The 4,648-nt window shown below is 63.0% G+C and carries 6 protein-coding genes and 1 pseudogene; 5 read left to right on the top strand and 2 right to left on the bottom strand.

The annotated features are described in order from the left end of the window. From ACIQ2E_RS12535 to ACIQ2E_RS12525, 3 genes and pseudogenes are all read left to right on the top strand, one after another. Positions 1–589: pseudogene (locus ACIQ2E_RS12535) on the top strand (site-specific integrase); the annotation flags it as partial. A 188-nt stretch (positions 590–777) separates the two neighbouring features. Further along, complete coding sequence (locus ACIQ2E_RS12530) at positions 778–1,194, top strand: hypothetical protein (RefSeq protein WP_398331036.1); 417 nt, start codon at positions 778–780, stop codon at positions 1,192–1,194. After that, a complete protein-coding gene (locus ACIQ2E_RS12525) occupies positions 1,191–1,439 on the top strand; it encodes a hypothetical protein (protein WP_398331033.1) in 249 nt (82 codons plus the stop codon). The genes ACIQ2E_RS12530 and ACIQ2E_RS12525 overlap by 4 nt, the downstream gene beginning before the upstream one ends. A gap of 113 nt (positions 1,440–1,552) precedes the next feature. Here ACIQ2E_RS12525 and ACIQ2E_RS12520 read toward each other — a convergent pair whose 3' ends face one another. Further along, the gene (locus ACIQ2E_RS12520) at positions 1,553–1,741 is read right to left on the bottom strand and encodes a hypothetical protein (RefSeq protein ID WP_398331030.1); all 189 of its coding nucleotides are present in this window, start codon (positions 1,739–1,741) and stop codon (positions 1,553–1,555) included. 15 nt (positions 1,742–1,756) lie between these two features. Here ACIQ2E_RS12520 and ACIQ2E_RS12515 point away from each other — a divergent pair, with 15 nt between their 5' ends. Next, a complete protein-coding gene (locus ACIQ2E_RS12515; protein ID WP_398331027.1) occupies positions 1,757–2,452 on the top strand; it encodes a hypothetical protein in 696 nt (231 codons plus the stop codon). After that, positions 2,445–3,857: an AAA family ATPase gene (locus ACIQ2E_RS12510; protein WP_398331024.1), complete on the top strand. Its 1,413-nt coding sequence runs from the start codon at positions 2,445–2,447 to the stop codon at positions 3,855–3,857. The genes ACIQ2E_RS12515 and ACIQ2E_RS12510 overlap by 8 nt, the downstream gene beginning before the upstream one ends. A 355-nt stretch (positions 3,858–4,212) precedes the next feature. Here the strand turns inward: ACIQ2E_RS12510 and ACIQ2E_RS12505 are convergent, their stop codons facing one another. Further along, positions 4,213–4,590 (bottom strand): hypothetical protein, encoded by a 378-nt coding sequence (locus ACIQ2E_RS12505; protein ID WP_398331021.1) that lies wholly within the window; start codon positions 4,588–4,590, stop codon positions 4,213–4,215. Between the last annotated feature and the right edge of the window lie 58 nt (positions 4,591–4,648).

The following is a 4,648-nucleotide window of genomic DNA, read 5'->3' as shown; positions in this document are numbered from 1 at the left end:
TCAGCTTGAGGCCGACAGTGAGCATGAGCTGCGGCTGGCGGTCGGGCGGGTGGGGCTGTTCGGGCTGCGGCCCGCTGAGCTTGCAGTGCTGCAGGTGGGTGAGGACGGCAAGGGCCGTGTGGGCCAGGTGAAGCGCAACACCACCAACATGGGCGCCAAGGGCAAATCACCACGGCGGCTGCTGCCCCTCGACATTGCGGGCCGCGAGGGCGAGGGTGATCGGTTGCTGCAGCTCTACGGCAGCGGGCTGGTGAAGCTGCCCAAGTCGATCCGCAACCAGATCGCGGCAGTGGAAGTGAAGGACCGGTTCCAGGACGTAGGCCGCGAGTTTGCCCAACTGCTGCGGCGCTACGGGCCGTGGCGGGCGCTCGTGGCCCGCTGCCCAGGGCTCACCCCCTATTCACTGCGCCATGGGTATGCCTGGCGGGCCCACTGCTGCAGCGCCAACCCGATGCACCCACGCAACGCAGCGGCCCTGATGGGGCACAACGTCGCCACCCACCTCAAGCACTACGGGCAATGGACTGATGAGGCCAGCCTGGAGGCGGCGGTGGAGCGGTTTAACCAGGGTGTACTTACGGGGACCTAAGTAGTCAGAAGTACCCCTAGAGCACTTATGGCAACCAGCAAACAAATAATCATGCTTTATTAATCGCAATTTGGCGCCCTTGTTCCTGCAGTTGTTTTCAGGAATCAAGGGATGAGCAGGGATAACCAGAGAGGCCACAAAATAAATCTTTCATCCAAATACTGGTCAGGTCATCACACGCACCAAACATGACCGTACCCGGCGAAAAAAATTACTGGATCGCTGATTGCTATAGCGATTCGGTAGAGGACATGATCTGGGCAAGGATTGACCAGATGGAGCATCGACTAGACCAAGCCCTGCCAGCAAGAATCAATTTGCTCGATGCCCCCGATCAGGAGGAAGCCCAGCTAGCGCTATTGATTGCGGCGAGATACTGCATTCGGGAAGCGCTCAAAAGTGAGGTCAGCAAAAAAGCACTTGAGGTGTTCAGCCCATCCCAATTAAGGGCTGGCTTTGTGTGCGACCGAGGTCCTCATGAACTTGAAGTATCAATTAACAAAGCAGCACTTCTCCAAGAACAGAGGGATGCCCTAGCGCTTTACGAAGAAAAACTTGCGAAATCCGGACTGTCGCAAGGAGAGCTTTTGGAGGTCGTAAAATGAGCACACCTCAGCAGTGGCTCCGCACCCCCATGGCAGCGATGGCCCTGGGCTGCAGCCAGAACCACCTCAAGCGCTGCCGCGATACCCACGGCGGGTTCCTGGTAGGCGGCGAGCACTACATCCTCGGCACCAGTCACAGCGCTTCAATCCTGTGGAACGTGGATGCAATCCGCGCCGCCTTCCATCACCGGGGCATGACCCGCGTACGCGGTGAAGCGGCCCTCAAACAAGCCGTGGGGGCATAAAAATGACCCCCACAATTTGCGGAGGCCAGGGGCATGGTGATGCTCTGAGCCTAGCTGACTCACTGCTATACCTGCAGGGGGTTGTATCTGGCAAAACAACTGCGGCAACAGGGCTACGGCAACAGCTCAGGGGCCAGCATGCGCCAGAACCAGCGCCATGGCGGCACCAACTGGGCAGGCTCCAGCGCCTTGAGCAGGATCTGGCCCTGCTGCCGGTGGGCTGGGGTGCCGATCGCAAGGGCCCCATGCTCAGCGGCTGGCAGCATCACCCAGGCTTCACCGTCGCGCAGCTGCAGGCTCACCGCACCATGCGTTCTGTGGGCGCCCGGACCGGGCTGCTCACTGGCCCGCTGCTGTGCTTTGACTTTGATGGCGCCACCTCGCTGGAGCTGGGCCTGGACCCCGCCATGGTGGGCAGCTGGCAGGTGCATCGCACCACCGACGCCAACCGGCTGAAGGTGCTGTTCCGGCCCACGCTGGAGCAGCTCAGCCAACTGCCCGGCGGCGCTGAGTTCCAGGGCAAGACCATCACGGCATCCAAGACCGACACCAGCAAGGGCGAGGCCCTGGAGGTGTTCTTTGATGGCGGGCGCCAGGTGATCGTGCTGGGTGAGCACCCCAGCAGCGGCGGCCACTACTACTGGCCCGAGGGTACGGGCCCCGAGGGGCTGACGGCACCACCGGCTCACTGGTGGGCGCATGCGCTGCAGGTGGCCGCAGAGTGCAGCTCGCGGCTCAGCTCTGGCAGCAAGCCCAGTTCACGGCGGCATGGCACCCGACGGCTGGATCCCTGCCCGATCTGCGGGCGGCATGGGTCGCTCTGGTGTGAGCAGACCCGCGACGGGTTGATCCTCTGCATGCCCGGCGTGAACTTCAGCGCTGAGCAGCGCCATGGGCCGCTGAGCATCGGCCAGGTGATCGACGGCTGGGCGCTGGTGAAGCGCACCCCGATCAGCGAGGGCGACGTGCTCACCTTCCGCGCCCACAGGCCAAGGGGGTGTGGTCGTGGCTGAGCGCATCCCAACAGAGGAGGAAATCCAATCGCTGCAGTTCAAAGCTGAGGAGCTAATCCGTGGCGACATACCAGCGGCGCACCGGCTGATTTATCTGCGCGAGGCCGCGGAAGCCACAGACCTCACGATCAGAGATAGCGAGCTGAAGCGCCTGCTGGTGGAGGCCAGGCGTTCAACGCTGGGCACCTTCGAGGCGATCACTGATCGCCCGCTGAGCCTGGCACCAACGCCATGGCTATGGGATGGGCTGGTGATGCCGGAAGCGTTCAACCTGCTGCTGGCCCTACCCAAGGTGGGCAAGACCTCGCTGGTGCTGGAGGCGATCGGCACATGGGCTCATGGCAGCCCTGGGTTCCTAGGGCAACGGTTCCATGGCCCATGTCCACCTGTGCTGATCGTGGGCACCGATCAACCCGAGAACGATTGGGCGCGGATGCTCAAGTCGGCCCGGCTGCTGGGGCCCGATGGCAGGTTGGCGCTACCGCCGATCGTGGGCCTGTTCACTGCAGGAAACCCGCTCTATCTGGATGAGGAGGGCATTGAACGGATCGCTGAATCAGCCGAGGAGCACCCTGGGCTGGTAGTGGTGGTGGACAGCTACCACGCCTGCTGCCGGACGCTGGGGGTAAGCGAGAACGACGCGGAGATGGCCGATCCAGTGCTGGCGCTGCTGGAGGCGATCGCACCGCACCGGGGCACCCTGCTGGTAGTGCACCACGCCAACAAGGCCGGCGCTAACGGATCTGCAGCAGTTGCCAGCAGAGGCACCTCAGCTCTCCCCGCTGCCGCATCCCAGATCATCCAACTGCACCGGATGGCGCAAGCCAACCCGGCAGCAGCACCAGACAAACGGATCGTGCTGAAGACCGAGGGCAGGGGTGGTGCGCCGCTGCAGCTGCTGATAGAGCGCACGGATCAGGGCTGGCACCTCCATGGCGATGCCGAGGAGGTGATGGAAGCGCAACGGCTCCTAGAGGTGGAGGCAAAGCTGCAGGACCGTCAAGCGGAGGCGCTGGAGGCAGTCCGCGATCAGTACGAACAGGATCAGCAACCCATGGACGCAGCAACTCTGGCGCAACGTCTCCACCTTGGAGGCGATGCCGTGCGCAAAGCACGAGAAACCCTGGATCAGCTCACCCGCCGTGGGCTGCTGGTGGTGGAGCATCAAACCACCAGCACCGGCCGCCGCAAGCTGTACCGGCCCAGGGGGGGTGTGTCTCCCAGCCCCTCCCAACCCTCCCAACCCTCCCAGGCTGTGCTGGTGGAATCCATCCCCCGAATAACAACAGGAGATGGGAGGGATAAGAGTGTTGAGAGGGATGTACGAACACACCCCCTCCCCACCGGCAGCGGGTGGGATGCTGCAGGCGATGGCGATGATCCGCACTGGGGGCCGCGCCAATGAGTGGCCACCCCCTACCTAGTCAGCAGCCAGTCAAACTGCTCAATCTCGTTGTGGCAACTGAGCGCAGCGGCCCATGGCGGCCCACAGATGCGCCAATCTCAGCGCCGCCGTCGTTTGCTGGCACAAGCCCACCGCAGCAGCAGCCGGTGCATCTCATCCGCGCTCGGCTCGTCGGGCGGTTGCTGTTGCCATCGCTGCTGGCAGTCACGCAGCCACTGCAGCCATAAGGCAGCCTGCCGAGGGGTGGTGCCAGGCGCCCAGCCATCAGCCACATGCTGCAGCAGCTCTGTGTCCGCGTCATCTAGGCAGGCGGCAACAACTGCTGCCTGGTGTTCCAACGCCAGCAGCGCGTCGTTCAGCTCCACCGCTTCACCATCGGGCGGTGTTGCTGCTGCTGTTCAGCGCCAAGGCCAAGCAACTCGCGCAGCTCGCGGGCGGTGCCAACAACAGCAGACGGATGCTGCGATGCCAGTGCCTGCGCCATGGCGGTCTGCAGGCAATGGACAAGCTGCGCCACTAGTTGCGGGCGGCTGATGTCGGTTTCGTCGATGTCGGCCTGAATCTGCTTGTAAGCCATGGCAACGACGCGCCTCGCTTGCCTACGGCAAATGCCCTGCGATTCGGACAGCTCGGACGTGAGCGACGGACCTGAGCGGCCTTTAAGTGTTTGCAGAAAAACCCTGTCGCCGAGGGCGTTTTTCTCGGCCAAAAGCTGATTTCTTGTTGATTTCAACCCTCAGCGCAGCTCAGACGGCTGGATGAGGCCCTTTTGGGCTGTTTCTGAGGGTTTT

The organism is Vulcanococcus sp., assembly GCF_044369115.1.
Lineage (GTDB): Bacteria > Cyanobacteriota > Cyanobacteriia > PCC-6307 > Cyanobiaceae > Vulcanococcus.
The sequence above is the reverse complement of the archived record's forward strand: the minus strand, read 5'-3'. Positions and strand labels throughout refer to the sequence as shown.

Bases quoted from the DNA above. Each gene is read 5' to 3' on its own strand.
- ACIQ2E_RS12530 (WP_398331036.1), top strand. From the start codon at position 778: ATGACCGTACCCGGCGAAAAAAATTACTGGATCGCTGATTGCTATAGC.
- ACIQ2E_RS12525 (WP_398331033.1), top strand. From the start codon at position 1,191: ATGAGCACACCTCAGCAGTGGCTCCGCACCCCCATGGCAGCGATGGCC.